At 59.3% G+C, this 26,273-nt stretch carries 21 protein-coding genes and 2 pseudogenes; 19 read left to right on the top strand and 4 right to left on the bottom strand.

Features of this window, described 5'->3' with window-relative positions:
* The 15 genes and pseudogenes from NKJ06_RS07570 to NKJ06_RS07500 all read left to right on the top strand — a co-directional run.
* A partial coding sequence (locus NKJ06_RS07570) for a homocitrate synthase/isopropylmalate synthase family protein (RefSeq protein WP_502905594.1) occupies positions 1 to 331 on the top strand: 331 nt, incomplete at its 5' end.
* A complete protein-coding gene (gene nifW, locus NKJ06_RS07565; protein WP_352441428.1) occupies positions 328 to 708 on the top strand; it encodes a nitrogenase stabilizing/protective protein NifW in 381 nt (126 codons plus the stop codon). The genes NKJ06_RS07570 and nifW, both read left to right, overlap by 4 nt.
* A gap of 187 nt (positions 709 to 895) precedes the next feature.
* A complete protein-coding gene (locus NKJ06_RS07560) occupies positions 896 to 1,747 on the top strand; it encodes an electron transfer flavoprotein subunit beta/FixA family protein (protein WP_352595964.1) in 852 nt (283 codons plus the stop codon).
* Between the two features lie 16 nt (positions 1,748 to 1,763).
* Positions 1,764 to 2,873, top strand: coding sequence for an electron transfer flavoprotein subunit alpha/FixB family protein (locus tag NKJ06_RS07555; protein ID WP_023766900.1), 1,110 nt, complete (start codon positions 1,764 to 1,766; stop codon positions 2,871 to 2,873).
* 9 nt (positions 2,874 to 2,882) lie between these two features.
* A complete protein-coding gene (locus NKJ06_RS07550) occupies positions 2,883 to 4,190 on the top strand; it encodes an FAD-binding protein (protein WP_352752773.1) in 1,308 nt (435 codons plus the stop codon).
* An 11-nt stretch (positions 4,191 to 4,201) separates the two neighbouring features.
* Positions 4,202 to 4,501: a ferredoxin family protein gene (locus NKJ06_RS07545; protein ID WP_023678245.1), complete on the top strand. Its 300-nt coding sequence runs from the start codon at positions 4,202 to 4,204 to the stop codon at positions 4,499 to 4,501.
* A gap of 179 nt (positions 4,502 to 4,680) precedes the next feature.
* Entirely contained in the window at positions 4,681 to 6,444 is a 1,764-nt protein-coding gene (gene nifA, locus NKJ06_RS07540; protein WP_502905593.1) for a nif-specific transcriptional activator NifA, read from the top strand.
* A 239-nt stretch (positions 6,445 to 6,683) separates the two neighbouring features.
* Positions 6,684 to 8,159 (top strand): nitrogenase cofactor biosynthesis protein NifB, encoded by a 1,476-nt coding sequence (gene nifB / locus NKJ06_RS07535; protein ID WP_352554114.1) that lies wholly within the window; start codon positions 6,684 to 6,686, stop codon positions 8,157 to 8,159.
* Between the two features lie 31 nt (positions 8,160 to 8,190).
* Positions 8,191 to 8,385: a 4Fe-4S dicluster domain-containing protein gene (locus NKJ06_RS07530; protein WP_023672218.1), complete on the top strand. Its 195-nt coding sequence runs from the start codon at positions 8,191 to 8,193 to the stop codon at positions 8,383 to 8,385.
* A gap of 88 nt (positions 8,386 to 8,473) precedes the next feature.
* Positions 8,474 to 8,791 (top strand): nitrogen fixation protein NifZ, encoded by a 318-nt coding sequence (locus tag NKJ06_RS07525; protein WP_352554113.1) that lies wholly within the window; start codon positions 8,474 to 8,476, stop codon positions 8,789 to 8,791.
* The gene (gene nifT, locus NKJ06_RS07520; protein ID WP_023813715.1) at positions 8,788 to 9,000 is read left to right on the top strand and encodes a putative nitrogen fixation protein NifT; all 213 of its coding nucleotides are present in this window, start codon (positions 8,788 to 8,790) and stop codon (positions 8,998 to 9,000) included. Before NKJ06_RS07525 ends, nifT begins: the two co-directional genes overlap by 4 nt.
* Positions 9,001 to 9,033: 33 nt before the next feature.
* Entirely contained in the window at positions 9,034 to 9,939 is a 906-nt protein-coding gene (locus NKJ06_RS07515; RefSeq protein ID WP_031213722.1) for an SIR2 family NAD-dependent protein deacylase, read from the top strand.
* A gap of 72 nt (positions 9,940 to 10,011) precedes the next feature.
* Positions 10,012 to 11,856: an ABC transporter ATP-binding protein gene (locus tag NKJ06_RS07510; protein WP_352809491.1), complete on the top strand. Its 1,845-nt coding sequence runs from the start codon at positions 10,012 to 10,014 to the stop codon at positions 11,854 to 11,856.
* Positions 11,857 to 11,878: 22 nt separating this feature from the next.
* Positions 11,879 to 13,771, top strand: coding sequence for an ABC transporter ATP-binding protein (locus tag NKJ06_RS07505; RefSeq protein ID WP_352809493.1), 1,893 nt, complete (start codon positions 11,879 to 11,881; stop codon positions 13,769 to 13,771).
* A 639-nt stretch (positions 13,772 to 14,410) separates the two neighbouring features.
* A pseudogene (locus tag NKJ06_RS07500) lies at positions 14,411 to 14,980 on the top strand (IS630 family transposase); the annotation flags it as partial.
* Between the two features lie 70 nt (positions 14,981 to 15,050).
* Here NKJ06_RS07500 and NKJ06_RS07495 read toward each other — a convergent pair.
* The 3 genes from NKJ06_RS07495 to nifA (NKJ06_RS07485) form a co-directional block, all read right to left on the bottom strand.
* A complete protein-coding gene (locus NKJ06_RS07495) occupies positions 15,051 to 16,091 on the bottom strand; it encodes an LLM class flavin-dependent oxidoreductase (protein WP_023736289.1) in 1,041 nt (346 codons plus the stop codon).
* A gap of 89 nt (positions 16,092 to 16,180) precedes the next feature.
* Positions 16,181 to 17,320 carry a histidinol-phosphate transaminase gene (hisC, locus tag NKJ06_RS07490; RefSeq protein ID WP_352809489.1) on the bottom strand — a complete coding sequence of 380 codons (1,140 nt, stop codon included), beginning with the start codon at positions 17,318 to 17,320 and terminating at the stop codon, positions 16,181 to 16,183.
* A gap of 218 nt (positions 17,321 to 17,538) precedes the next feature.
* Positions 17,539 to 19,305, bottom strand: coding sequence for a nif-specific transcriptional activator NifA (nifA, locus tag NKJ06_RS07485; protein WP_352657235.1), 1,767 nt, complete (start codon positions 19,303 to 19,305; stop codon positions 17,539 to 17,541).
* Positions 19,306 to 20,585: 1,280 nt separating this feature from the next.
* Here nifA (NKJ06_RS07485) and NKJ06_RS07480 point away from each other — a divergent pair.
* Positions 20,586 to 21,914 (top strand): dicarboxylate/amino acid:cation symporter, encoded by a 1,329-nt coding sequence (locus NKJ06_RS07480; protein ID WP_032923201.1) that lies wholly within the window; start codon positions 20,586 to 20,588, stop codon positions 21,912 to 21,914.
* Positions 21,915 to 22,219: 305 nt separating this feature from the next.
* Positions 22,220 to 23,251, top strand: coding sequence for a LacI family DNA-binding transcriptional regulator (locus tag NKJ06_RS07475; protein ID WP_023736284.1), 1,032 nt, complete (start codon positions 22,220 to 22,222; stop codon positions 23,249 to 23,251).
* Positions 23,252 to 23,882: 631 nt separating this feature from the next.
* Here the strand turns inward: NKJ06_RS07475 and NKJ06_RS07470 are convergent.
* A pseudogene (locus NKJ06_RS07470) lies at positions 23,883 to 24,782 on the bottom strand (LysR family transcriptional regulator); the annotation flags it as partial.
* Between the two features lie 238 nt (positions 24,783 to 25,020).
* On the opposite strand from NKJ06_RS07470, the gene NKJ06_RS07465 reads away from it, so the two are divergent.
* Both NKJ06_RS07465 and nodB read left to right on the top strand, forming a co-directional pair.
* Complete coding sequence (locus NKJ06_RS07465; protein ID WP_023736281.1) at positions 25,021 to 25,614, top strand: NodA family N-acyltransferase; 594 nt, start codon at positions 25,021 to 25,023, stop codon at positions 25,612 to 25,614.
* The gene (nodB, locus tag NKJ06_RS07460) at positions 25,611 to 26,270 is read left to right on the top strand and encodes a chitooligosaccharide deacetylase NodB (protein ID WP_023766912.1); all 660 of its coding nucleotides are present in this window, start codon (positions 25,611 to 25,613) and stop codon (positions 26,268 to 26,270) included. The genes NKJ06_RS07465 and nodB overlap by 4 nt, the downstream gene beginning before the upstream one ends.
* Positions 26,271 to 26,273: the final 3 nt, after the last annotated feature.

Genomic DNA, 26,273 nt, shown 5'->3' with positions numbered 1-26,273 from the left:
GCTGAAGGACTCGCGTACTTATCAGGGGCTTGATCCGGCTCTCGTGGGCCGCTGCCGGCGGATCGTCATCGGCAAGCATTCCGGCGCCACTGCGATTGCCCATGTGCTGAGCGAAAGCGGTCGCGATCTCGACCCGGATCTGGCAGCCGCGATGGTGGCCCGCGTCCGGCGCGAGGCGGCCGAGACCAAATCGACGCTCACTGCAACTCAACTGGTCGAGCTCTACGATAAAATGTGCAGCGAGGCGTCCCTCTTCGAGCTGTGCGGGTCCAGGTCAGCCGTGCGCGCGCGCGCAAAGGCCACAGTTTTGCGACCAGGGAGAATGCAATGAATTGTTCCGCTGACAGCCGCCCCATCGATGTCACAGACATCCTCGCACGACTGAAGCGCCTGTCGGCCGCGGAGGAGTTCTTCTCAGTCCTTGGCGTCTCCTATGACCCCAAGGTGCTGAATGTCTCGCGGCTCCATATAATGAAGCGCGTGGGCCAATACCTTGCCGAAGAAGATTTCTCCGGTCTGCCCGACCAGGTGATTGCCGCGAGGGTGCGCGCGACGCTCGAACGCGCTTACGAGGACTTTGCGATTTCCTCGCCGCTCACGCATCGGGTCTTCAAGGTGCTCAAAGACCACGATCCGAACAGACCTGCCGCGCCGGGTCACACCTTTGTCCCGTTCGACTCGGTACTGAAGCGGTTCGGACGGGAATGAGCGGCGACAAGGGTTGCGACGCGACAATGTCGAGCAGCCGACAAATCCGGTCATCACCACAGCGCCGTCAGAAGCAACCAGCCGAAGTTGTAGGAAGGGGGCAGCGCAAGAGACTTGGCACGGATTATGCGGATCAAGGAGATAACCGCAATGCCCGCACCCGGACAGGAGCCTAGAGAAACCGCCAATGCACATCGTAATCTGCATCAAGCAGGTGCCGGACTCGGCACAGATAAGGGTCCATCCGGTGACGAACACAATCATGCGCCAGGGTGTTCCGACCATCATCAACCCTTACGACCTGTTCGCCCTCGAAGAAGCGCTCAGACTGCGCGATGCCTATGGCGGCGAAGTCACTGTGCTCACCATGGGTCCGCCCATGGCAGAGGACGCGCTGCGCAAGGCGCTCGGCTACGGCGCCGACCGAGCGGTGCTCTTGACCGACCGCTATTTTGCCGGCTCCGACACGCTGGCGACCTCGTTCGCCCTTTCCCAGGCAATCGCGAAGGTCGGCGAGACGTTCGGCACGCCAGACCTCGTCTTCACCGGCAAGCAGACGATCGATGGCGACACCGCCCAGGTCGGGCCCGGCATTGCCAAGCGCCTCGGACTCCTGCAACTGACCTATGTCGCGAAGATCCCCTCTATTGACCTTGCTGCAGGCGAGATCAAGGTCGAGCGCCGCTCCGAAGGCGGCACACAGATGCTGAAGAGCAGGCTGCCTTGTCTCATCACCATGCTGGAAGGCACAAACGAGATTCGCCGGGGCTCGATCCACGACGCCTTGTGCGCCGCGCGCAGCCAGGTCTTGAAATGGAGCGCGGCCGACGCCGGCATCGAGGATCTCACCAAATGCGGCCTGCGCGGCTCACCGACGGTCGTCAAGCGTGTTTTCGCCCCTCCTGCTCGAGCTGAAAAGGCGGCGCTAATCGACACCGCCGAGATGCCCTTGCGCGATGTCGCTGACGAACTCATCACCGCAATCTTCACCCGCCAGCCGGCGCTGGAACATGAGCTCGCCTTCAACGGCGGCGCGTGACGGCAAGGAGCAAACGATGTCGACCGCGAACCGAGAAACCCCTCGCCCTGCCGCCGGCCGTGCCGGCATAAAGAAGGAGCTGCCCGCCCATTTCAAGGACTACCGGCACGTCTGGGTCTTCATCGAGCTCGAACGCGGCCAGGTCCACCCCGTATCATTCGAGCTGCTCGGCGAAGGCCGCAAATTAGCAGACAAGCTTCAGGTCCAGCTTGCAGGCGTCGTGCTCGGACCGCCGGGAGAGGCCGTCGGGAACGCCGTTGCCGAAGCATTCGCCTATGGTGCTGACCTTGTCTACATCGCCGAGGCGCCCCTGCTCGCCGACTATCGGAACGAGCCTTTCACCAAGGCGATGACGGATCTGGTCGATACCCACAAACCCGAAATCCTTCTTCTCGGTGCCACCACACTCGGCAGGGATCTTGCCGGCTCCGTGGCGACGACCTTGCAGACAGGGCTCACGGCCGACTGCACCGAACTCGATGTGGATACCGACAGTTCGCTCGCCGCCACGCGTCCGACTTTCGGCGGTTCCTTGTTGTGCACGATCTATACGCTCAATTTCCGCCCTCAGATGGCGACAGTGCGGCCGAGGGTCATGCCCATGCCGCAGCGGACGGATAAACCGGTCGGGCGTGTCATCCGGCACAAGCTCTCGCTTGCCGAGGACGAGATCGCTACCAAAGTCCTCGGCTTCCTGCCGGACAATCAGTCGGCAAAGGCAAACCTTGCCTATGCCGACGTCGTGGTTGCGGGAGGCCTTGGTCTTGGCGCGGCGGAGAACCTGCAGCTTGTGAAGAACCTCGCGCGAGCAATCGGCGCCGAGCATGGCTGTTCGCGCCCGTTGGTCCAGAAGAGCTGGATGCCAGCTGATCGGCAGATCGGCCAGACTGGCAAGACCATCCGGCCGAAGCTTTACATAGCGGCCGGGATTTCCGGCGCCGTCCAGCATCGGGTTGGCGTCGAGGGGGCGGATCTCATCGTGGCCATCAACACCGACCCGAACGCGCCGATTTTCGATTTCGCTCACCTCGGAATCGTCACCGACGCGATCCGCTTCCTGCCCGCACTGACGGAAGCCTTTACCCGGCGGCTGTCGCCCCACAGTCGCGATAAGCTTGCGAGCTAAGGGATGGACATGATCGAGGAAAACTTCGACGCCATTGTTGTTGGGGCAGGCATGTCCGGAAACGCAGCTGCTTACACCATGGCCAGCCATGGCCTGAAGGTGCTGCAGTTGGAGCGCGGTGAATATCCGGGCTCCAAGAATGTCCAGGGTGCCATCATGTACGCGGACATGCTGGAGAAGATCATCCCGGATTTCCGGGATGATGCGCCTCTCGAGCGGCATTTGGTTGAACAGCGGCTTTGGGTGATGGACGACACATCCCATACCGGGATTCACTATCGGTCGGACGACTTCAATGAGGCCAAGCCCAACCGATACACGATCATCCGTGCCCAGTTCGACAAATGGTTTTCGCGTAAGGTGCGCGAGGCCGGCGCGACGCTTCTGTGCGAGACGACCGTGACGGAACTCATCCGTGACGCCAAGGACAGGGTGATCGGCGTGCGCACAGACCGGGCCGGCGGAGCCATCTACGCGGACGTGGTCGTTCTCGCAGAAGGTGTCTGCGGACTGCTAGGCACGCGAGCCGGCCTGCGCGAGATGCCGAAGCCGCAAACCGTGGCGCTCGCCGTTAAGGAAATGCATTTCTTGCCCGAAGAGGTCATTGAGCAGCGGTTCGGCGTCAAGGGCGATGAAGGCTGCGTGATCGAGGCGGTGGGCACGACCTCCCGCAGCATGGCCGGGCTCGGCTTCCTCTACACCAACAAGGAGTCGATCTCACTGGGCATTGGCTGCCTCGTCTCCGATTTTGCCGCGATGGTCGAGAGCCCCTACGTTCTCCTTGATGCCTTAAAGAGCCATCCTTCGATCCGGCCGCTGATCGCCGGCTCGGAAGTGAAAGAATATTCCGCACACCTCATTCCCGAAGGCGGCTACAAGGCTATTCCGCAGCTCTTTGGCGATGGTTGGGTCGTGGTCGGCGATGCCGCGCAACTGAACAACGCCATTCACCGCGAAGGTTCGAACCTCGCCATGACCTCCGGCCGCATTGCGGCTGAGGCAATTGTCGAGGTCAAGAGCCGCAACGGTCCGATGAACAAACGGAATCTCGCCCTTTACAAAGCCATGCTGGACAAGTCCTTCGTCGTCAAGGACCTAAAGAAATACAAAGATATGCCGGCCTTGCTCCACACCAATTCCTGCAATTACTTCACAACTTATCCGCGGTTGATGTCGCAAGCCGCGCAGAACTTCATGCGTGTCGACGGCACGCCGAAGATCGAGAAGGAAAAGGCGACCACGGCGGCCTTCATCAAGGCGCGCTCGCGTTGGGGGCTGGTCAGCGACGCGGTCCGCCTTGCATTGGCGTGGCGCTGAAGGGAGACGAAATGACGATCGCAGTGACAAAGTCACGTGTCGAGGACAAGCTTTACCAGAACCGCTACTTGGTGGATTCCGGCCGCCCGCATATCAAGGTGCGGCCGCACGAGAGGCCAAGCGCGAACTTGCTCGCGCTTACCCACGTCTGCCCGGCGAAATGTTATGAGTTGAACGACAAAGGTCAAGTGGAGATCACTGCTGACGGCTGCATGGAGTGCGGCACCTGCCGGATTTTGTGTGAGACCAGTGGCGAGATCGAGTGGAACTATCCACGCGGCGGTTTCGGAGTCCTCTTCAAATTCGGATGACCGACGCACGCACGTATTAAGAGGGTTGATCTTGATACAATTTAGGTCTCGCCCAACGCCAAGTCTATTTTCTTTGCGTCGATCGTCGCTTTGAATAAGAGAAGCTCGTGAATACTGTGCTTTCAGAATTCAGATAAAAAAGGAGGAGCACTCTGGACGACAACCCCTGAGGTGTTTCCATGACCCACGGACCGCAAGATCGGGTCGACGAGGTTGGACCTCGGGAGACCCGCCCTGAACCGCCCATCAAAAGCATGCCCCAATCAGATATCGCGCTCAGAGGACTCTACGAGATATCGAAGGTGCTGACCGCCCCCAGCGAGCTGGAGATTACGCTCGCCAATGTCGTGAACGTCCTGCCTTCATTTCTGCAGATGCGTCACGGAGCAATCGTCGTCCTGGACGCTGAAGGAGAGCTGGAGATTGCCGCGACTGCCGGCAATACCCACGTACGTCAATCAGGCACTCGCCGCGTCATACCACAGGCCGTAACAGATCAAATCGTCGCTACGGGGACGCCGCTCTTCATACCGGACGTGCGCAAGTCCCAACTATTTCAGGCTGACCTTCAAACGTCTTCGAGCATCGGAACCATCCCAATTGCCTTTATCGGTATCCCGCTAAAGGCTGATCATGATATCCTTGGGACATTGTCGATCGACCGCGCCGGAGACGGCGCCACCGACTTTCGCGACGACGAGGACATTTATTTCCTGACGATGGTCGCCAACCTTGTCGGCCGGACCATCCGCCTCCATCGCGCCCTGAGTACAGATCGTCAGCGGTGTGGCCATGAGCAATCGGGACCGGAGAAATCGCCCAACGAGGGGAGGACCTACGACCCTGCCCGGCATGCGGATGCCAAAATCGACGGGATCATCGGGGAAAGCCCCGCACTCAAGCAGGTGCTCGAAACCGTCTCGGTCGTAGCAGGGACCAATTCCACCGTGCTTCTGCGGGGTGAAAGCGGCACCGGCAAGGAATTCTTTGCGCAGGCCATCCATAAGCTCTCACGTCGGAGGAAGAAGTCTTTCGTCAAATTGAACTGCGCCGCACTGTCTGAAAGCGTTCTGGAGTCAGAACTGTTTGGGCATGAAAAGGGCGCTTTCACGGGTGCTATCTCCCAGCGCGCCGGTCGTTTTGAATTGGCAAATGAGGGAACGCTGCTACTTGATGAAATCGGCGAGATTTCGCCGGCCTTTCAAGCCAAGCTGTTGCGTGTCTTGCAGGAAGGCGAGTTGGAGCGAGTCGGCGGCACCAAAACGCTACAGGTCGACGTGCGCCTCATATGCGCCACCAACAAGGACCTCGAGACGGCCGTCATAAAAGGGGAGTTCAGGGCCGACCTTTATTACCGCATCAATGTCGTGCCAATTATCCTGCCTCCGCTCAGAGAGAGAACCGGCGATATTCCACGCCTTGCGAACGCCTTCCTCAACCGGTTCAACAAGGAGAACGATCGCGCACTAGCCTTCGCGGCGCCGGCGCTTGACCTGATCTCGCAATGTTACTTCCCTGGTAACGTCCGCGAGCTGGAGAACTGCGTCCAAAGGACGGCCACACTTGCGCGCTCAAGGACGATCACTCCATCCGATTTCGCCTGTAAGAAGGGCCAGTGCCTTTCCTGGCTCCTCTGGAAGCGAGCCGACCGATCGAATGGCGGCAATGCCATCGACGATCTCGCACGGGTCAACGCAGCGCCGGTCGGATTGCGGCTGCCGGCCAGTTGCATCGGTGCCTCCGCAGGCAAGATATCTCCCCTTACGGCAGGCGATCCGAACGATCCCACTTGTCCCCCGCGTCTGGCGGAACGCGACCGGGTGATCGACGCGATGGACAAGGCCGGTTGGGTTCAGGCCAGGGCGGCTCGTATCCTCGGGCTCACGCCGCGGCAAGTCGGCTACGCCCTGCGCCGGCATGGTATCGTGGTGAAGAAATTCTAGACGTCGTGATGACGTCAACCGTAAGCAGCCCGGAGTGGTCTCGCTCACACTTTGCGCGCCCAAGGCTGGTAGCCTCGCGACCCTATTTGCGTGTCCACTGTCGTAAGCCCGACAAAGGTGTGTCGGAGCAATCCGAAGGAATCTGACACGACACGCCTATTCGTGAACCGAAACAGCTCTTTGAGCTGGCATAGCTCTTGCGCTTTGAACTGCGACATCACGCAGCAACGGAGCCGTTCATGTCTGCACCGGCAATTTCGCTTGAGAGCCTCAGCACGACATTCGGTGACCAGTTGCTTGGCACCATGAAACCCGGTGGCTGCGCGTCATCCTGCGGCTCGTCGACAAAGCCCGACGACACGGATCCGGCTGTCTGGGAGAAGATCAAGGATCATCCCTGCTTTTCAGAAGAGGCGCATCACTATTTCGCGCGCATGCACGTCGCGGTCGCGCCGGGCTGCAACATCCAGTGCAACTACTGCAATCGCAAATATGACTGCGCCAACGAAAGCCGGCCTGGGGTGGCCTCTGAAAAGCTGACGCCCGACCAGGCGCTACGCAAGGTGATCGCGGTCGCCAGCGAGGTGCCGCAGCTTTCCGTGCTCGGCATCGCCGGACCGGGCGATGCCTGTTACGACTGGAAGAAGACGAAGGCGACCTTCGCCAGGGTCGCCAGGGAAATCCCAGACATCAAGTTTTGCATCTCCACGAATGGGCTCGCGCTACCGGACCATGTCGATGAGCTTGCCGACATGAATGTCGATCACGTGACGATCACCATCAACATGGTCGACCCTGAGGTCGGTACAAAGATCTATCCTTGGATCTTTTACGACCATCGCCGCTACGTCGGCCTCGAAGCCGCCCGGATGCTGCACGAGCGGCAGATGTTGGGCCTGGAGATGCTGACCGCGCGCGGCATCCTCACCAAAATCAATTCGGTGATGATTCCTGGCGTGAACGATGAGCATCTGATCGAGGTGAATAGATGGGTCAAGGAGCGAGGCGCGTTCCTGCACAACCTCATGCCGCTGATTTCGGACCCGGCGCACGGCACGCATTACGGACTGAGCGGGCAGCGCGGCCCAAACGCAATGGAGCTGAAGGCTCTTCAGGATCGTCTCGAAGGCGGCGCCCAGTTGATGCGCCACTGCCGGCAGTGCCGGGCAGATGCCGTCGGCATGCTTGGCGAGGATCGTGGCCAGGAATTCACGGCCGACCGGATTCCCGGCGAGGTCACCTACGATGCCAGCAAGCGTAACGCCTATCGGGAGCTGGTCGCGCAGGAGCGCCGTGATCACGTGGCGGCCAGAAGTGAAGCGATCGGATTGGTCAAGGCAGCGAGGCCCGGCAAATCCGTCCTCTTCGCGGTGGCGACCAAGGGCGGCGGCCGCGTCAACGAACATTTCGGCCATGCGAAGGAATTCCAGGTTTACGAAGCCTCGCCGAGAGGGATCAGCTTTGTCGGGCATCGCAAGGTGGAGAAGTATTGCCTCGGCGGCTTGGGCAAGGAAGCCGCCCTCGATGGCATCATCGCAGCCCTTCAAGGCATAGATATCGTGCTGTGCGCCAGGATTGGAACTTGCCCGCAGGATCAGCTCGCGGACGCTGGAATCAGAGCCACCGACGCTTGCGCCCATGACTATATCGCGACGGCAATCAGCGCGATTTACACCGCCGCGTCAGGGGCCCCCGCACTCGCGGCGACGGCCTGAGCTGTCTCATCCATTCGGACCAGGAGTTAAAATGGCTTTCAAGATCATCGCATCCCAATGCACCCAATGCGGCGCCTGCGAATTCGAATGTCCTTCCGGCGCGATCAAGTTCAAAGGCGAGAGCTACGTGATCGAGTCACAGAAGTGCACCGAATGCGAGGGGGTCTTCGATGCGCAGCAATGTGCCTCGGTATGTCCGGTGCCGAAGACCTGCGTTCCTGCGTGACCACATGGCTGCCGACATGGTTGGGGCTGCCTACGCAGGACGCCTGGAACGCACAACCTGCAGCCGCAAGAGAAATCAGGGAACGGACATGTCGCTCGGACGCGAAGAGGAGATCGAAATCCGCAGGCCGCCACGCTTCATGCCGGGAGAGCGGGTACGTGCTACTCGCCACATAAAGAATGACGGCACCTATCCTGGCAGGGAGATCGGCGAAAATCTCGTGCGCAAGGGCGACGAGGGATATGTGCGCGACATCGGCACCTTTCTCCAGCAGTTCTTCATCTATGCGGTCGAGTGGATCGACCGTGGCACCGTCGTCGGCATGCGAGCGCGTGAACTGATGAGCCTCGAGAAAGCCGAGTCCTGCAGTGCTGAAAGCAATACCAATGAAGGGACGGCCAGATGAAAGTCATGATCCGCAGGACCGATGCTGGCTTGTCGGCCTATGTCCCCAAAAAGGACCTCGAAGAGCCGATCATCAAGCTCGAGAAGGAAGAGTTGTGGGGCGGAACTATCACGCTCCGGAACGGGTGGCGGCTCGTCTTACCCGATCTCCCACGGGATACGCGTCTGCCGATCACTGTCGAGGCAAGGAAGGTTTCCGAAGAGGACTGATGCTGCCGCTAAGTGCGTCGCGAGGAAACGAGCATGAATACGATCCTGACATCGGGCCACCTTGTCATAGTGCGGGACAGTTTTGCCGATAAGCTGCTTGACCTGGCGAAGGCAGCGCTCGCCGCCGATGAGGTGATCCCCTATCTCGGTCCGGGTCTTCTTGGGTTCAACTGTGCGGAACCGCCTGTGCCGCATACTCCGGAGGTCGTTGCCGCGGCACTCAATGCACGGGCGCCCGCCCCTTCCAGGATCCGCACCAATATGTGGTCGGTTGCGCAGTTCATCGAACAGCGCCGGCATCGCCGGACGCTTCAAGCTTGGATGACCGAGATATTCGCAGCGCCGGTGAGGCCAACCCTCCTCCACGCCTGGCTCGCAAGGCTGCCGCTCTCCCTCATCATCGACAGTTGGTATGACAGCGCGATGCGCACGGCTCTCGTGGAGACCGGCCGAACGGACGTCGTTGAGATACAAGGCGTCACGCGGGCGAACGAAATCGGCAACATTTGGACAAAAACCTACGATTTGTCCGGGAGGGAGCTCGACGCCCGATCGGGGGCAAAGACGGTCCTCTATGCACCTCACGGGAGTAGTAGGCCCTCGCAAAACTTTCTCGTCGCAGATTCCGACTATGTCGAAGTCCTGACCGAAATTGATATCCAGACACCTATTCCTGACGTGGTGAAGGAACGGCGCATCACCCGTGGATTTTTCTTCGTTGGCTGCCGCTTCAACGATCAGATGCTGCGCACCTACGCCAGACAGATCATGAAGCGCTCCCGCGGTCCCTATTGCACCGTAATGGACGCGGAAACCCTGACCAGAAACGAAGCGCGTTTCCTTGCGGCAAGCGGAATCACGGTGATCGACATGCCACTTAGTCAAGCGGCGGCTCGGCTTCTGGGAACGGGCAAGGCTGCAGGTTGTGGACAGGATTAAAATGGCGGTCGCCTTTGATGATGCGTCCTTCGGCTTTCCTCGAAGGCGCAAAATGCAGTCGGGAATACACCCGTGAACAGTGATGCTGTCGGCAGCGCAACGGACGCTCTGAATTCGTTGACCCATGTTGAAGCGGCGCGCTGGGGCCGGGATTTGAGTACGCTGTTGCGCATAACGCGCATGAATTTTCGGCATCCCTGGCAGGTCGCCTTCGCTATGGGCTCGACGATCATGGCGGCAATCCTCCAGTTGCTCATTCCCCAGCTTCTCGGCCGGGCTGTCGACCAGGCCCAGACAGCCATCGGGGGCGGTGTCGCCGGGAGCGCGGCAGGACAAGCGCTCTGGACCCCGGCTCTCCTGCTGCTCGCCGTCAGCGCGCTACGCGGCCTTTTCACGATGGCGCAGAACTATTTTGCCGAAGCCGTCGGGCATCATGTCGCGTACGAACTGCGGCTCGCCTACTACGACAAGATCCAGCGTCTCAGCTTTTCCTTTCACGATCGGGTCCATTCAGGCGATCTGATCACCATCGGAATGCTCGATCTCCAAGGCGTGCGGATGTATTTTTCCACCGCGCTCGTTCGCGTGGTCCTGCTCACCATGCTGATCGGGATCGGCGCCTACATGATGATCTCGATCGATCTCATGCTCGGCCTGGTCGCGCTGAGCTTCGTGCCTTTTGTCGCCTGGCGCTCATCGACCACACAGCTTAGGCTGCGCGCCACCTGGCTCGACCTCTATGAGCGCCTTTCGGTACTAAGCCGCGTGATGAAGGAAAATCTCGCAGGCATCCGCGTGGTCCGCGCTTTTGCGGCTCAATCCTATGAGATGCTGAAGTTCGACCGCGCTTCCAAGATCGCGCTCGGCCTCGCCAACGATCTCGTTGACATCTACGTACCCAGCACGTCGGCGATGACCTTGTCCTTCTTTTTCGCAATGGGATTGGTGCTTTGGATCGGTGGCAACAAGCTCATCGCTGGCGAGATCAGCGTCGGAACGATGGCGACCTTCCTGACCTTCATGACCATCCTGCAAATGCCAGTCCGCCAGATCGGCCTCATGGTCAATGCCTTTGCCCGCGCTTCCAGCTGCGGTTCGCGGCTTTTCGGTCTCCTCGATCAGGAGATCACGATCAGGGATGCTCTCGAGGCCAGACCGCTTGAGATAAGCGACGGCACTCTGCGCTTCCACAATGTCTCATTTGCGTACCCCAATGTCGAAAACCGCGCCATTCTGAAGAACCTCAGCTTTGAGGCCCGGAGAGGCGAGACGATCGCGATCGTCGGTCCGCAGGGTTCCGGCAAATCGACGATGGCTCATCTGATCCCCCGCTTTTACGACGTGACCGGTGGCGCCATCACGTTGGACGGCCAGGACATACGCAATGTCACCCTCGAGAGCCTTCGCAAGGCGGTTGCCGTTGTACAGCAGGATGCGTTCCTGTTCACCACCACGATTGAGAACAACATCGCTTATGGCGACCCCTGGGCGAAGAGACAGCGAATTGAACGCGCTGGCGAATTCGCCCAGCTCCACGACTACATCCTCGGGCTCCCAGCAGGGTATGAGACGGTCGTGGGCGAACGCGGCGTCTCTCTCTCTGGCGGCCAGCGCCAGCGTCTCACGATTGCTCGCACCATGATGCTGCGCCCCTCTGTCGTCGTTTTCGACGACTCGATGGCCGCGATCGATGCCGGCACCGAGCAGCGCATTCGCGCGGCAACGCGGCGCTTCGCCAAGGATCGGGTGACGATCATCATCGCGCACCGGCTGAGTGCGCTTCTGCATGCCGATCAGATCCTTTTTGTCGATAACGGCGAAATCGTAGAACGCGGCACGCATGAAGAGCTTCTGGCGAAGCGGGGACGCTACAGGGCCCTTTACGATCTCCAGACGCGCCCAGGTGATAGCATATGACCCAGTATGGGGGCGCCCGCTGATGGACCAGGGCCCCGGCGAACTCGAAGCCGAACGTGACGACGGCAGACGCCCTCCGCGCGCGGTCGTCGGCTCGCACCGGATCGAGGAGGAGATGTTCGGCCGGGCTTTCGACAAGAGCATCCTCCGCCGGATCTGGGGCTTCGTCCATCCCTATCGGGCAAAGGTAGTTGTCACGATTGTCGCGATGTTGATCTTCACCGGGACGCAGCTTCTCATCCCCTTGATCATCCGCTACGCGATCGACCAGGGCATGAACCCGGTAGCGAGCGATCGCTCAGCCCAGCTTGCGGCCGTCGGCGCGTTCCTTTCGGCGATTTTGGTCAATTTCGCCGCCGGTTACATGCAGGAAACCTTGGATGGGAAAATTGCCGAAACTGTCCTGTTCGACATCCGCCGCGCCATGTTTGGCCATCTGCAAAAGGTTTCGCTCTCGTTCATGGACAAGACTGAGGTCGGACGTCTGATGTCGCGCCTGCAAGGCGACGTTAACTCCATACAGGAGTTCCTGGAAACCTCGGTATATTCCCTAGGCGATGTTGCGCTTCTCTTCGGCATCGTTTTCGTAATGCTGTGGCTCGACTTTCGCCTCGGCCTCCTGACGCTGTCGGTTCTGCCGATCCTGGTGATCGTCCGCATTGTCTGGCTGCCGCGTGCCCGCGACGCCTTCATGGCTGCACACGAAACCAATTCAGTCGTCAATGGCGCGCTGGCCGAAGCCATTCACGGCGTGCGGACCATACAGTCGATGGATCGCCAGCAGGTGAATTTCATTCTTTTCGACGACCGGGCCCATGCCAACCTCAGGACCCAACTGATCGCTGCCAGATATGCACTGGTCATGGTGCCTATCGTCGATGGCCTCACGGGCCTCGCCTTGGCCGCCGTTATTGTGGTCGGCGGCTCGATGGTCGTGAATAGCCGTATAGATGTGGGCGTGTTGGTAGCCTACCTGTTTTACATCCAGCGCTTCTTTGACCCGATCCGCTCACTCACCTTGCAATATTCGATCATGCAGCGCGCCATGGCCTCAGGCAAGCGCCTGACCGATGTGCTCGATGTCAAGATCGATGTTCAGGACAAACCCAATGCCGAGGTACTTTCGCCCGAAATGGACGGCTCGGTCGAGTTTAGGGACGTCACATTCGGCTACGATCCGAACCGTTCGGTTCTGAAAAATGTCTCCTTCAGGGTCAACCCCGGCGAGACGGTCGCACTGGTCGGACCGAGCGGTTCTGGCAAATCGAGTGCGATGGCCCTGGTCCACCGCTTCTATGATGTTCAGCAGGGTCAGGTGCTGGTCGGCGGGCATGATGTGCGCGACCTCACCCAAGAATCGCTCGGCCGCCAGGTCGCCATGGTGCTGCAGGAGCCATTCCTGTTCACCGGGACGGTCTTCGAGAACATTCGATACCAGAAGACGGAAGCCACGCGCGACAAGGTGATCGAGGCGGCGAAGGCGGTCGGCGCACATGACTTCGTCATGAGCCTCGCCGACGGGTATGAGACCCAACTTGGCGAACGCGGCGACAACTTATCTCTCGGCCAGCGCCAGCTTATCAGTTTCGCCCGCGCCCTCGTCGCTGACGCCAAGATCCTCGTGCTCGACGAAGCTACCGCCAACATCGACAGCTACACGGAATTGCAGATTCAGAAGGCTCTGATCAAGCTGCTTGAAGGGCGGACTGGCCTCGTCATCGCCCACCGTCTCGCCACGATCCGGGGGGCCGACCGCATCATCGTGCTTCAGAATGGCCAAGTTGTTGCGACTGGCAACCACGATGAGCTAATAGCCATGGGCGGCCTGTATTCCAAACTCTACTATCTCAACTATGCCTCCTTCGACGACATCCCCGAACACGAGACCACCGTGCAAGCTGGCTCCCAGACCTGACTTTTTGGCGGCCTTGTGGTAGTGGCGTTGACTTTCGGGCGTGTCGGCGGATCACTCAGGCACCGCAGACGGCCAGAAGGCAGCATTCAAGGACAAGCACTCCTCGCAGTTCGTGAAGACCGGCTGCGAACGATTTACTCCAGCATCGTATCCCGACCGCGGTGCACCCCATCATCGGGCGAGCTCGCTCCCGGTGGTGGCTGGGCGTAGCAAAGCCGCTCGCGAGCGCGCCCTCAACAGCGCCGAAGCGAGTGGCGGCTTTGCTACCGCCGGGCCGCTGATGAAGCTGGAGGCGCCGCACCGACGCCGCCCCGGGCGAGAAGAACCTCTGCGGCGGGCTATGGGCAACGGCTAGCGCGAGCGCGACGAGCAGACGCGTGCCTGCATCGTGACGCGCTCGGCCATCATCTCCTTAGGATCATGCAGGTTCACAAGATGGCCCGGACGCCAGCCAACGCACAAACCTGGTATTCTGTGCCGCCGGCTCGTCGTCAGTTTGGCCTCCCTCCCGATTGCCCGTCCCCACCACGTGCACGCTAGAGCGATTCCTATTTTGAGAGAATCGTAGGATTCCCAAAGCCGGATGTTTGTGATTCAAGATGCTGGCTGGATTGGAGGCCAGCATCTGATGACGCGAGCGCTTTCAAGCGCCAGCGATGGCGCTCTTGGCAAAGCGGTCTCGATCCACAGTGCCTGGTCTTCATCGATGAGACCTGGATCAAGACCAACATGGCTCCACTGCGAGGTTGGGGGCCGAAAGGCAAACGGCTGCGCGGCTTGGCTCCACACGGCCACTGGCGCACGCTGACCTTCCTCGGTGCACTACGCTGGGACCGGCTCGCAGCACCTTGCGTCTTCGACGGACCGATCAACGGCCAATGCTTCCGTGCTTATGTCGAGCAGCAGCTCATCACCGTGCTGAAGCCCGGCGACATCGTGGTCATGGATAACCTGGGAAGCCATAAGTCGGCGGCCATCAGGCAGACGATCAAAGCTGCCGGCGCCAGGCTTTGGTATCTGCCGCCCTACTCGCCGGACCTCAATCCGATCGAGCAGGCCTTCGCCAAGATCAAACACTGGATGCGACAAGCTCAGAAACGCACCGTCGAGGACACGTGGCGCCACATCGGCCACCTCGTCGAAACCATCGAGGCAGCCGAATGCAAGAACTACTTCGAAAACGCAGGCTACGCTTCCGTCAAAATATGAAACGCTCTAGTGCACGTGGATGTGAGGGAGCGCTGTACAACGATTCAACCTCAGACTGCGAATTTCATGGTCAGCCAAGTCGAGCCATGATTTCGGATTGAATGGTCGTCGCAGTGTACAGGGAAGCATCTAGCGGCAGATTTCCAAATGCCAGTTGACAAAGCAGGTAGTTGGCACCTGCCTCTTCCAACTGACCTAACAGAGCTTTTCGCACAGATTCTGCTGATCCTACCACGCACAATTCACTCTCGACTGCCGCATCGAAGGTCAGCGGCAGGTTTGGTGGAGTGGGGATAGCGTTAAGCTCGTAAAGGAATTGGAAGCTCTTGAGCCAGCGTTCGTAAGCAGGTGCCGCGAGCGAATAGGCATGTGTGTCACAACGCCCAACCACGACCATGCGGAGCAATCCGATAAATTGCGCCTGATCCCCCGCGCCAGCGTTGTCCTCTCGATAGGCGCGGAACGCATCAGTAGTTTTGCGAACAGAAGAGGAAGGTCCTACACACGCGATATTTGTTCCATTCGCAGCCGCCCAAGCTGCGGACTCGGGTCGATTGGCAGCGACCCATGTCGGCGGATGTGGACGCTGATGAGGTCTTAGCGTCAAAGGAACGTCATTGAGATCAAAATGGCGGCCTTGATAGCATAGCGTGCCGACCTTCATCGGATTAACAAGTATTTCCATGAGGATTTCGCTGGCTTCAGCATAACGGCCCGGCACCGCGTCCGCACCAATCCCGAAGTAGCCCAATTCGATCGGGAGAGCACCGCGCCCTATGCCCAGTTCGAGCCTGCCACCGCTCAACTGGTCCAGCATACAGATCTCTTCGAACGCACGCAGCGGATGATAAAGCGCAAGCAGCATCACCAAGGGTCCGAGACGCAAGCGCCGGGTGCGCTGGGCGACGCTCGATAAGAACAGATTCGGCGATGGACCTCTCCCATGGGGAGTACAGTGGTGTTCTGCGAGATGATAGGCATAGAACCCTAGCTGATCGCACGCCTCTGCTAATATCAGGCGATCTTCGTACTGCCGACCGATGTCGCGGCCATCCTCGTCCAGATGATCGAAGATGCCGAACGCTAGGTTTGAAGGAAAGACGTTTGTCACTCGATAAGTCCCCGATTTTAAAAGCAGGCTGTTCTCTTGCTGGGATGACCAAGCAAGTCGGAAGAGATGTGTGTGATCGCCGATTAGCGTCAGCGTAACGAAGAAGCAGAGCCTGACGCTTCCCTGCCCTTGGAGCTTGGCACCGTTAAGCTTCCAGCAATGTCGCCAGCGGCAGCAAGAAATGCATCCATCTGCTCTTTTGTGCCGATGCTGACGCGGATGCAGTGTTCCAAGCCTTTGTCCGGAAAAAACGCGACAAGTATCTTTTGCCTTTCCAATGCTGCTTGCCACCATGAGCCGTCCTGTCCCGCGGGCACACGGGCCAGCAAGAAATTTGCGCGGGAGGGCGTTACGGAAAATCCGAGTTGCGACAGCGCGACTGTCACTCGCTCTCGTTCATCCTTGATGTGCTTGTGGTTCTCTGCGTAGGCGCCGCGATGCGCAAGCACGCTGATCCCAACGGCATGCCCGATGACGTTCATGTTGAAGACGTTCTGGATGTTTCGCAGCCTGCCAATAATTTCAGGGTGACCGAAACCGAAACCGACGCGAATGCCGGCGGCGGCATAGCTTTTCGAGAATGACCTCAAGATCAGAACGTTCGGATACCGGTTGATGAGGCGCAGGCCATGATCGGGTGCAAAGTCGACGTAGGCTTCATCAAGGACAACCAAGCGGTCCGATTGTGCTACGAGGCGTTCGATATCGCTTATCGGGAGGAATGTTCCGGTCGGATTGTTTGGATTGGCCAACATAATGAACTTGGCGTCTTTTGCCGGACCGGAAAGCAATTGCTCCATTGGCAGGGAATGAGCTTGACATCCGATTTCGAGAAACTCGGCTCCCTGAATCATGGCAAGTTTGCGGTTGAACGAAAACCCTGGCGACATCATCGCAACCTTATCGCCAGGCGCGAGGAAAGCTCTGTAGATGAGTCCGAGCAGTTCAGACGACCCGTTGCCTGCGATGACCTGATCCCTGGAAACGCCATAGGTGCTGGACGCCGCTTCCCTCAAGCTGATGTTATCGTCATCCGGATATAGATACTGGCACTTGAGAGCCGCCACTGCACTTTGCATTATGATTGGCGGCAACGGAAACGGGTTTTCATTCGTATTCAGCTTGACAAAATTTCCGTCCGGCGCCGGTCCGTTGGACGGCAGAGCATCTAACTGTCGCGTCACTGGCGGAAGAGCCGAAAGCACAGTTTGCAGTTTTGCATCGGACATATTTTAACTCCGTTTCATTCACCAGGGGCATCCGTATGAGCTCGCAACGAGAGCAACATGGCGGACAGGATTGACGATGGAAGCGTTGCCTCTCACACGATGGTCGCAACGCAGACACGGGAATTCGGCCAGGCTGTCCTCGATGAATCGAGTGGAAGCGGACGCGGACCTGCATCGCTGCCGCAAGGCGCTAAGCAGCTCAGCTCATCTGCTCGGTTTCAGATACGCTTGATCTCGACGCCGTATTTCCTCAGCACGTAGCCAATCTGGCGCGGGGTCAGTCCAAGGAGGCGCGCTGCCTTTGCCTGCACCCAGCCACATCTTTCCATGGCAGCAATGACGCGCTCTATGTCGGGGGTCCTCGCACCAATTGGGTGTGTTGCGCCGGCACGCGGGACTGTGGTCGCGGCCGAAGAGGCTGCCGCATCCGGCGGCGTGGCCGGATTCACTGACTCCGGCAGGATCGGCGCTGGTTGCAGCGCGGCCTTGCCCGATCTGCACTTCCACAGCGCCTCGGCAAAGCATTGGCCTTGGGAGCAGGCAAAGTCGTTTCTCCCGATTGATAGTCCCTCGGCCAGGATCGCTGTCCGGTGCACGCAATTTTCAAGCTCGCGAATGTTGCCGGGAAACTCACATTTCATCAGCACTTCAATCGCACACGGATCGAAGGTAAGCGTACAGCCGTTCTCGTCGTTGAACTTCTTGAGAAACTCAGCTGCGAGCAGCGGAATATCGCTGCGCCTCTGGCGCAATGCTGGTACCAGCAAGGGAACCACGTTGATGCGGTAGTATAGGTCGGCGCGGAACTCATTCCTTGCAACCGCCTCTTCCAGGTTCCTGTTCGTGGCGGCAATCACGCGAACATCGACCTTAATGGTCTGATTGCTGCCGACGCGCTCAAACTCCTGCTCCTGCAGCACGCGCAGTAGCTTTGCCTGGAACGAGGCCGAGATCTCGCCAATCTCATCCAGAAACAACGTCCCCTTGTCAGCGAGCTCAAAGCGCCCCTTGCGGGAGTTGAATGCGCTTGTGAAGGCACCCTTCTCATGACCGAACAATTCGGATTCCAGGACTGTCTCTGGGAGCGCTGCACAATTGAGTTTAACGAAGGGCCGCTTGGCGCGCGGCGATAACTCGTGAATTGCCTTGGCAGCCAGCTCCTTCCCGGTACCGGACTCGCCTCGCAACAGAACCGTGGTTTTTGCCTTGGCTACGATCGCGATCTTCTCCAGCAGCGCGCTTATCGCCGGACTGTCACCAATCATCCCCTCGACATGAACTTTTTTGCGCCGGGGTGCAGGGTGCTTAACATCTGAAAATTTCGTTTGCAGCCGATCTTCCAACTCCGGCGGTCGCTCGCGGTCCCCCGCGCAGAAGCGGTGCAACTTGACTGTCTGTCCCACCATGTTGGCAATCATGGTGAGCAGCCGGACATCGTAATCGAGCCGATAGCTTGACCTGCTTTCCAAAGCCCTGTCCATAGTCATCGCGCCTACGGCGTTTCCATCAACACGAATGGGAACGCCGATGAAGGACACGGTGTCGGAGGCCCCAAGCACCTCGATGTCAGCGGCAGTGAAGGCCGGATGCATCGCTATGTCCTCGGCGATGAGCGGCGTGTCCGTCGTCACAATCTGATCGATGGCGTTGCGCGGCACGCGCGACCGGGAGGGCTCATTGCTGTTCGTGTCGCAGTCGCTGGCCACGGTGATGTCCAGTCCGGCCTCGGCATCGCAGAGAGTGATGATGCCGTGCCGCATCTGCACTAACGAGTGCAGGAGATCAACGACCTTGGCCAACGTGAGTTCGAGCCGGGCGGGACCGGTGAGTATTTTCGATATTTCGAAGATTCCGGTGAGGGCGCGCTCGTGCAATGCCCCATTCGCAGGATTCGTCTCGGACGTTGGACAACCCCTTATCGCATCCGGCAGCGATATGCCGCACTCGCTGGCATTTTGTTCTGATTTGCGAATGTTGTGGTGCATGTGATCCTCGATCTCGCGCCATCAAACGTAGGCCGGCGGCATGTGCGCCCGCGACGTCGCGAGCAAGCCCGAAAATACTCCGACGTGAACTCGTGCCGCCGCCGTTTGGTCGAGTGCAAAGCGGATCGAACCCTGATGCATCGCTTGGCTCTCCCCTCCACGAAGCTTGGCCATGGTCTCGGCTTGCACCAAGGCAACCACACGTTGTTTTCAACAGACTGGAGCGAGGCGGGATAGTCAATCGAGCTTTCTTTCATTCGTGAAAGGAAACCTCGCGGCATATGATAGAATTCATCAATTCTGTTTTTGCCGTCGAACGACGGAAATACTTGCGCCGGCGATGCGGTGCCCGAGCGGCTGACCGCGCCGAGTGTAAAAGCCGGGCCGTGCCATTCACCAGCGCCCGCGAAGGAGGGGCGGAATTGATAATAACCGCCAACTGCACTGGTCGTTTGCGGCAACCGCCATTTTGCTCGAGTGTCATGCGGCGGCGGTGTCGCGTGTGAAGGCGCGAAGCTGGCGTCGAGTACGGCTTGGTAGGCGGTGCTCGCAATTTCCAGATCGCATCGTCGTGGTCAGCGCCAACGGCGTCAATCTCTACGTCTCGACGTGGCTTTCATGCAGCGGGAGCGCTGCAAAGAGCACAGCCATTCTCGGCTCTGATGCCACCGATGAACCGCCAGCCAGAGGGATCGACCGGCAGCACTCTGTCAGTGAGCATCAACGGGTCGTGCTGGACCCTCGTCGTTCCCGCCTTGTGCCAGGGCATTCATTCCATCATGGGTGCCACGGCTAGTCAGGGAAAGCGAAGCTCTCGGCCTCCTCTAGACCAACGGATTTCGTCATGTGGCGCAGGCGTTCCGGCGAGAGGAACTCGCCTGTCACAGCGCTTCCGAACAGGGGTAAGTTAGCCTGTCATCTGGACGGGCTTATGAACAGGCGACCTATTTGGTACGCGCTGGCGCCAGCGATGCGGCCCGGTCCAAAGCCGGCTAAAACGAGGAACCCACCACGCTCTGTGCAGCAAACCGCTAGCCAGAGGGATCGACCGGCAGCACTCTGCCAGAGACATCAAGGGCGTGCCGGACCGCGGCCTATCCCGCTGGTCTGACACCGCATCATTCCTCCATCATTGGCGAGCCCACCTCAGTTCAGGTCATGCGGATTCATCTGGCATGGGTATTGCGGCGGCGTTGGTGCAGCGTTCGACCGGAGCGCCGCGATAGGGAGAAGCCCGGGAGAAGTCACGCCACCTCGATCCGGTCAGGGAGAGAGAACCAGTGTCAGCTGCACAAGTCCGCGGCGCGAGTCCCGCGCCCCGCAAACCCTTCTACACCAAGCTCTACGCCCAGGTGCTTGCCGCCATCGCGCTCGGCGTCGCAATTGGCTATTTTTATCCGGAGACCGGCGAGAGCCTGAAGCCGCTGGGTGATGCCTTCATCAAGCTGGTCAAGATGATCATCGCGCCTGTCATCTTCCTGACAATTGCCACCGGCATTGCCGGCATGAACGATCTTCATAAGGTCGGCCGGGTCGCCGGTAAAGCGATGGTCTATTTCCTCACCTTCTCGACACTCGCGCTGATCGTCGGCCTCATCGTCGCCAATGTCGTCCAGCCTGGCGCCGGCCTCAACATTGATCCGGCCTCGCTCGATGTCCAGGCCGTGAATACCTATGCCGCAAAAGCCAGCGAGCAGTCGGTCACCGGCTTCCTGATGAACATCATCCCGCCAACGATCGTCGGTGCCTTCGCGGAAGGCGACATCCTGCAGGTGCTGTTCTTCTCGGTTCTGTTCGGCATGGCGCTTGCGATGGCCGGCGAGCCGGGCAAGCCTGTCGTTTGCTTCCTTCAGGCGCTCATCGCGCCTGTCTTCAAGCTCGTTGGAATTCTGATGAAGGCCGCGCCGATCGGCGCTTTTGGCGCAATGGCCTTCACCATCGGCAGATATGGCATCGGTTCGGTGGTCAACCTCGCGATGCTGGTCGCGACGTTCTATTTCACCGCCTTCCTCTTCGTGTTCGGGGTTCTCGGCGCGGTCTGTCGCTACAACGGCTTCTCGATCTGTTCTCTCATTCGCTACATCAAGGAAGAGCTGCTGCTTGTCCTCGCAACGTCCTCCTCGGAGGCGGCGCTCCCTTCGCTGATGCAGAAAATGGAGAAGGCAGGCGCCAGGCGTTCGGTTGTGGGTCTCGTCATCCCGGCCGGATACTCATTCAATCTGGACGGCACGAATATCTACATGACGCTGGCGGCCCTCTTCATCGCGCAGGCGACGAACACGGATCTGTCCATCGGCGATCAGGTGCTGCTGCTGCTCGTAGCAATGCTTTCCTCCAAGGGCGCTGCAGGTGTCACAGGCGCGGGCTTCATCACCCTGGCGGCTACGCTCGCCGTAGTTCCGAGTGTTCCCGTTGCTGGGATGGCACTGATACTCGGCATCGACCGCTTCATGTCCGAATGCCGGGCGCTGACGAATTGCGTCGGCAACGCAGTGGCATCCCTCGTCGTCGCCCGCTGGGAAGGAGAATTGGACCGAGCACAGATGAAAGCCGCCTTCTGCGGTCATCAGCTTGCCGAGGCATCAAACCGGCTACCCTCCTCCAAGTAAGGTGGGCGGCCCACGACCTGTTAAGTCGCCTAGCTGGTCACATGAACTGAACGACCGACCCGCAGCCTCTAAACGGCTCCTCACGGACCATGTAGCCGAAGCGCTAAATGTGTGAGTGCAAACCGTCACCGCCCTTTAAGCGAATGAGCCTTTCAGTATACCCGGCCGGTTTACGTCTGGAATGATGTTCGTCCAACACGCTGTTGGCCATTCGTATGGGACGTTTTCACTTTGCCACCCGAAACCGAAACGCGTTAGGCGACAGAGAGCCGGCCCGCGTCAAAAACCGATCAGAATAGGGACCTATGACCAAGCGCCCCACAATTGCCGATCTCGCCCGCGAAGCCCGAGTCAGCGTAGCAACGATCGATCGGGTTCTGAACGCCCGCCATCCGGTGCGCGAGGAGACCGCGCGGCGGGTCCACGACGCCGCCCACGCGATCGGCTATCATGCTGCCGGGCTAATCAAGCAGCGCTTACGGCGAGACCTACCGCACTACCGTCTGGGCTTCATCTTGAGAAAACCGGCCCAGCATTTCTACCAAGATTTTGCGCGCGAGGTCGAAGCATCGGTCAATTTGGCCCAGTCCTTCCACGGCATTCCGCTCGTCGAATTCGCCCCGTCACATATGCCGAGCGACCTGATCGCACGGCTCAAGGATTTGGGCGCACGCTGCCATGCGATCGCGATGGTGGCACCGGACCACCCGAAAATTACAGCAGCGGTTGAGGACCTCAAGGCCAAAGGCATTCCGGTTTTCTCGCTGCTTTCCGACTTCGCCGCCGGCGTACGACAGGGGTATATCGGCCTTAACAACCGCAAGGTGGGGCGCACGGCCGCTTGGATGGTGTCGAAGGTCGCAAAACGGCCCGGCAAAGTGGCGGTTTTTGTCGGCAGCCATCGTTTCCAGGGGCACGAGCTCCGTGACGTCGGCTTTCGCTCCTATTGCCGTGAGAACGCGCCCACGTTCGAGGTGCTGGATCCTGTCATGAACCTCGAGAAACGGCAGATCACCTACGAGGCAACGCTTGATCTCATGCAGCGAGAGCCCGAGCTCGTCGGCTTCTATGTCGCCGGCGGCGGCATGGAGGGCGCCATCTCCGCGCTCCGAGAAGAGGGCAAAAGTCGCGATCTCGTCGCGATCGTGAATGAAATCACGCCGGAGTCTCGGGCGGCGCTCGCAGATAATATCGTCACGATGGCGGTCGCCACGCCAATGCGCCGACTTTGCCGGGAGCTGATAACGCTGATGACGCGGGCTATCGAGACCGGCACCGCTGAAACACCCGGACAGACATTTCTCCCGTTCGACATCCATCTGCCGGAAAATATATGAAACTCATGGGCTCTATCGTGAGCGGGGAGTTTCCTTTCATAAACCAGAGAAAGTTGAATGATGATCCAATCCCGCGGGGTGGCCGCACCCACGGACCTCAGCCGGGCAGAATGTAGCGCCGATTAGATGAACGGATCGGCCACGCGTTCAGGCAGAAGCGCGGGGTCAATTGCCTGGGTCCGCAGCGTCAAGCTCGACCGGCTTCATTGCCAAGTGCCCGACTTTCTCGGTGCAGGGGACTGTGGTCGACGCCAGTAGCCGAGCGAGGCTGGCACAGATTGGATCGACCACGTCGACCGCCATCTCCTCGCCTGGCCGCGCGTGAAAAGCCGCGGCAAGGCCTGCGACGTGGCAATTAAGTGGGGCTGAGCATCTTCTGGGACTCCGCAAGCAAAATCGGAGGCGGCAGTCAATCCAGTAGCAACCCCGGGCGTGTGTTCTGCTCGTTCCTGGCCCTCGTACTTGACAAGCAACTGCACCGCTCTGCTGGGCAAAGGCCCGGTGTTTAAGTGGGACTTAACATCTTCCGGGACTTCGCACGTGAAATCGAGGTGGCAGTCGGTACCAACAACCGCAAGGTCGGATCGGCGTGCACGAGACGCTCATTGATTTCAGGCAAAGGCGCCAGGCTAGATGCCTCCTGCAACATCATTTCCCGCATCCACATGCTTGCCGGATCAGTATTGTGAAGCTCAGGCCACTGGACGGCCTCCGTGAATGCGGGAGGAGGAAGTGGCGGCGGAAGTTGGACAATCCGCAGGGGTGTTGTTTTTGCGAAATGCTGCGCCAGCCGTAAGGGCATGGTCCCGATGCGGTTGCTGCCTGACAGGACGGGCGCGATCAGGCTAAAGCCCTGTACGACGACCTCGACACGTCTCTCGAAACCGTGCTCGAGCAAATACCATTCCTCCATGGTGGGCTGCCGGGTGTGCCTGAATTTGAGCACGACATGCCCCATGGACAAGTATCGCTCGAATGTAAGTGGCTCTGACAGCTGCTTGTTCGTGCCGCAGCCTACGCATACGAGCATATCTTCGAACAGGACTGCGCGAGGATGTTTCGACATGAACACTTCCGGCATAATCAGAAAATCAAGGTCGCCGCGCCGGAGAAGCTCCTCGGGGTCGTCGCAAATAGGCAGACATTCAAAGCGAACGGCGGGTGCTTCCCGCGCAGCACGCTCTACGATCTTCTTAAAAAATACGAGCGTGATGTAATCGGAAAGCATCATTCGGAAGAGACGATCCGATTGGGCTGGGTTGAAAGCGTCGGAGGAAATAATCGATAGCTGGATGTGCAGCAATGCCTCCCGGACTGCTGTGGCGAGCCCGTCGGCGCGCGGTGTCAAAATGAGCTCGCGGCCGTTCATCGTAAATAGCTCATCGTTGAAATAGGCGCGTAACCGAGCAACGGCGGCGCTCATGGCCGGCTGGCTCAGGTTGATACTGCGAGCCGCGGCAGTGACTTTACGCTCCCTCATCAGAGCGTCCAGCACAACGAGGAGATTTAGATCGAGTCCCTTGAAACGCATGTCATGTTCTATCCAACGCGTGGATGCGTATCATTCAAACAATCAATTTTACGAATTTACGAGCCATGCATTAGAGGAACGTTAATGAGCGACGTCAAGCTCAAATCGACGACACGGGCCGGAACTTCGAGAGAGCGTCTGGCTCACCTTCGCCAACGACAACGGCTGAATGCAGCCAACAGCGCCGCTTTGGTCGGGTAATGCGGCCGCAAAAAACTAATATGAAGAGAGGTCCTGAATGCGCCATCAGGTGCAGTGGAAGTTGTGCTGGGAAAACGAATTGCAGCTCTCCGATCACGTTGAGCTCGCCGAGTTCTTTCGTGATACGTACGGGCCGACTGGGGCGTCCAACGCAGAACCGTTCGAAGGTAGTCGAAGCTGGGCCGGAGCCAGGCCTGAACTCCGCGTGATCGCCTATGATTCAAGTGGTGTAGCGGCTCACATGGGCATACTGCGCCGTTTCATCAAGGTTGACGCGGTCGACCTGTTGGTGGCTGAGCTGGGCCTGTACGGGGTACGCCCGGACCTTGAGGGTCTCGGAATCGCCCATTCAATCCATGTCATGCTTCCAATACTGCAGGAGCTTGGCGTTCCATTCGCTTTCGGAACGGTCCGGGACGCGCTGCGGAATCATGTTGAGAGGTTCGGGCGGCGATACAGGCCTTTGGCCGTTTTGTCGGGAATTCGCGTGCGCTCGACCCGACCAGAGGCCCGCCTCGACCTGCCGCCCACACGCATCGATGACGCACTCACCATTGTTCTGCCGGTTGGACGGCCGATCAGCGAATGGCCCACGGGCACGATGATAGATCGGAACGGACCAGAGCTATGAGCCGTCCCGATTGCTTGTACGAAGTGCGCCGTGAGTGCTCTGACGGCACCGGCCGTCGCAGCGTTTATCTGACGTTTGACGACGGTCCCAATCGACTTTTCACACCGGAGATTCTCGATGTGTTGGCAGAGCAGCGGGTGCCGGCGACTTTCTTCGTCATCGGCGCCTACGCCTTAGAGCACCCAGATCTAATCCAACGGATGATCGCAGAAGGGCACGAGGTAGGCAACCACACGATGTCTCATCCGGATCTGTACCAATGCGGTTTCGGCGAAGTGCAACGTGAGGTCTTTGAAGCGAACGACGCCATCATGAGAGCGTGCCCGCAGGCCTCGGTGCGCTATGTTCGCGCGCCCTACGGCGCCTGGAGTGAAGAAGTCTTCACAGCGTCACAGATCGCCGGGCTGGCGGCCCTCCATTGGTCCGTCGACCCTCGAGATTGGTCTCGCCCTGGGGTCGACGCGATTATCGATAAAGTGCTCGCCTCTGTCCGGCCGGGCGCAATCGTACTCTTGCACGACGGATGCCCTCCCGGCGAGTTGGGCCGGGGCGCTCACGCCGGTCTGCGCGACCAGACGGTCACGGCGCTGTCCCGGCTGATTCCAGCATTGCGTGAGCGCGGATTTGTAATCCGCTCACTTCCTCAACATCACTGAACA

The organism is Mesorhizobium sp. M0293 (assembly GCF_040321735.1).
Classification (GTDB): Bacteria; Pseudomonadota; Alphaproteobacteria; order Rhizobiales; family Rhizobiaceae; genus Mesorhizobium.
This window is presented reverse-complemented; position numbering and strand designations above follow the sequence as displayed.

What these genes read in the sequence shown, in the direction of transcription:
- nifW (WP_352441428.1), top strand. Translation starts at nt 328, where the DNA reads ATGAATTGTTCCGCTGACAGCCGCCCCATCGATGTCACAGACATCCTC.
- NKJ06_RS07560 (WP_352595964.1), top strand. Translation starts at nt 896, where the DNA reads ATGCACATCGTAATCTGCATCAAGCAGGTGCCGGACTCGGCACAGATA.
- NKJ06_RS07555 (WP_023766900.1), top strand. Translation starts at nt 1,764, where the DNA reads ATGTCGACCGCGAACCGAGAAACCCCTCGCCCTGCCGCCGGCCGTGCC.
- NKJ06_RS07550 (WP_352752773.1), top strand. Translation starts at nt 2,883, where the DNA reads ATGATCGAGGAAAACTTCGACGCCATTGTTGTTGGGGCAGGCATGTCC.
- NKJ06_RS07545 (WP_023678245.1), top strand. Translation starts at nt 4,202, where the DNA reads ATGACGATCGCAGTGACAAAGTCACGTGTCGAGGACAAGCTTTACCAG.
- nifA (WP_502905593.1), top strand. Translation starts at nt 4,681, where the DNA reads ATGACCCACGGACCGCAAGATCGGGTCGACGAGGTTGGACCTCGGGAG.
- nifB (WP_352554114.1), top strand. Translation starts at nt 6,684, where the DNA reads ATGTCTGCACCGGCAATTTCGCTTGAGAGCCTCAGCACGACATTCGGT.
- NKJ06_RS07530 (WP_023672218.1), top strand. Translation starts at nt 8,191, where the DNA reads ATGGCTTTCAAGATCATCGCATCCCAATGCACCCAATGCGGCGCCTGC.
- NKJ06_RS07525 (WP_352554113.1), top strand. Translation starts at nt 8,474, where the DNA reads ATGTCGCTCGGACGCGAAGAGGAGATCGAAATCCGCAGGCCGCCACGC.
- nifT (WP_023813715.1), top strand. Translation starts at nt 8,788, where the DNA reads ATGAAAGTCATGATCCGCAGGACCGATGCTGGCTTGTCGGCCTATGTC.
- NKJ06_RS07515 (WP_031213722.1), top strand. Translation starts at nt 9,034, where the DNA reads ATGAATACGATCCTGACATCGGGCCACCTTGTCATAGTGCGGGACAGT.
- NKJ06_RS07505 (WP_352809493.1), top strand. Translation starts at nt 11,879, where the DNA reads ATGGACCAGGGCCCCGGCGAACTCGAAGCCGAACGTGACGACGGCAGA.
- hisC (WP_352809489.1), bottom strand. Translation starts at nt 17,320, where the DNA reads ATGTCCGATGCAAAACTGCAAACTGTGCTTTCGGCTCTTCCGCCAGTG.
- nifA (WP_352657235.1), bottom strand. Translation starts at nt 19,305, where the DNA reads ATGCACCACAACATTCGCAAATCAGAACAAAATGCCAGCGAGTGCGGC.
- NKJ06_RS07475 (WP_023736284.1), top strand. Translation starts at nt 22,220, where the DNA reads ATGACCAAGCGCCCCACAATTGCCGATCTCGCCCGCGAAGCCCGAGTC.
- NKJ06_RS07465 (WP_023736281.1), top strand. Translation starts at nt 25,021, where the DNA reads ATGCGCCATCAGGTGCAGTGGAAGTTGTGCTGGGAAAACGAATTGCAG.
- nodB (WP_023766912.1), top strand. Translation starts at nt 25,611, where the DNA reads ATGAGCCGTCCCGATTGCTTGTACGAAGTGCGCCGTGAGTGCTCTGAC.